Source organism: Microcoleus sp. Pol12A5 (genome assembly GCF_036701435.1).
Classification (GTDB): domain Bacteria; phylum Cyanobacteriota; class Cyanobacteriia; order Cyanobacteriales; family Microcoleaceae; genus Microcoleus.
On sequence record NZ_JAUBQU010000270.1, the window covers coordinates 1 to 1,935 of the forward strand.

Sequence of the window (1,935 nt, forward strand, 5' to 3'; positions counted from 1 at the left end):
CCAGTTGTTTGAGGATAGGTAAGGTGTCTGGGTCATCTTTCCACCCCCGTGCTAATTGTTGGACTGCTGCACGTCGCACAGCAGAATCATCATCAGATTGAGCCAGTTGTTTGAGGATAGGTAAGGTGTCTGGGTCATCTTTCCACCCCCGTGCTAATTGTTGGACTGCTGCACGTCGCCCACCTGAATCATCATCAGATTGAGCCAGTTGTTTGAGGAGAGGTAAGGTTTCCGGGTCATCTTTCCAGCCCCGTGCTATTTCTTGGACTGCTGCATATCGCACATCCGAATCACCATCAGATTGAGCCAGTTGTTTGAGCCAAGGTAAGGTTTCGGCGCCATCTTTCCAAGTAAAGGCGATCGCACTTACTGCTTGAGTACGAATTTCATTAACTAGATTAGCTTCTTCTTCATAAGCCTCATAATAGTAATTGAGGTCGTACTTGGTTAACTCTTTTAAGCGTTCAAGCAATTGAGTCTCAACCGCAGCAATCACCTTTCTATCCCTCACCTCATCCAAACACTTCGCAGCCAAAAACAGATTGCGGAACTTTGGGGCTGTGCCATCCTGTTCAATCAAAAACTCAATCAATTTCCCTGTAAACTTTCCAGCAATCAATCCCGCAATCAAGCACAAAACTTCCTGCCAAGATTCATCATCCCAGTGCTTGCCAAAAACTTCGGTTTTCACCTCCTCCAGTGAAATTTCTTGTGTCTTCTGAAACCTTTCCACTACCTCCGACGCACAGAAATATTCCAAAAAAGTTCGATGCACAAACCCATAAGTATCCGCACCCAAAAAACATAAAATAAAGTTGCGAGTTCGCAGTTGGTTAATTATCAACCTTGCCCGCTCTTTCGGTCTATCGAAATCTTTATTCTTCAGATATGCTGTCAGGGTATTCTCCAAATCTTCCGCACTAATAATATTGCCAGCCAACCCTTCAGGTGCTGCTTGCATTTTGTAAGCGACTCGCCGCAGCATTTCTTGCTTATCTTTAGCATCAATAGTTTTCGGATCGAGCCTTCTATCCTCTACTAAAGACCTTTCCACATCCCATTGATACAGCAATACCCGCGAAGCTTGATTGTAAAGTTCCGCCCTGTCTCTCGGCAATTCTTGACTGCGATTTAAAATCGCCATAATCGTCAACAATAACGGATTACCCGCTAAATCTCTAATCGTAGATGAATACGCTAATGCTCTTTCCATGCGATCGCGAATCCGCGCTTTTTCCCCTGCATCAGTAAAAGTTAAGTCGTGCCAGCGGCGAACAAAATCCTGAATTTGTTCCGCATTCAAATCTTGGAGAATAAAGTGATGAAACTCTGCATCTTGCAACCGTTGAGGTTTGTAACCAATAATCCGAGACGTAACAATCACTCGCACGCGGGGATACTCATTGGTAAACCGATGAATCGCTGTAATTACATCTTCTCGTTTCCCGAGCTCGAAAATTTCATCTAACCCGTCGAACATCACCACAGCGTCACCTGCTTTAAGCTGTTCCTGCAATTGATGCTGATTCAAGTGACAAATTGAACCGGGACTTTGATGGAAAAATTCGAGGAAGTTCTTGCAATGTCCTGATTCCCCGCTGCGAATGTAAGTTCGCAATTCTATTAGCAGCGGAATCGGCAGAGATGTCACGCTATTTAAGGGCGATCGCGCCCAGTTTAATGCTAAAGTTTGTAACAGAGTAGACTTGCCCGAACCCGGATCGCCTAAAATAACAATGTAGGGATACTTTTGCTTGTCATTGATCACATCTAACACGGATACGATCGGCTGAGAAAAATAACCGCGCCGATATTTCTCTAAATTTTCTAGATCGATCGCGTCTAATTGATTGCTGTGTTGCAGCCGCCGTTGATGTTCTTTAGGAATTTCGTAAGCTTGGGGCAGAAATGATTCGTAAATCGATCGCACATCTT

At 44.4% G+C, this 1,935-nt stretch carries 1 protein-coding gene; it reads right to left on the reverse strand.

Annotation, left to right across the window (positions count from 1 at the left end; translation table 11 throughout):
* A partial coding sequence (locus QUA45_RS28630) for a HEAT repeat domain-containing protein (RefSeq protein WP_333223311.1) occupies positions 1-1,935 on the reverse strand: 1,935 nt, incomplete at both ends.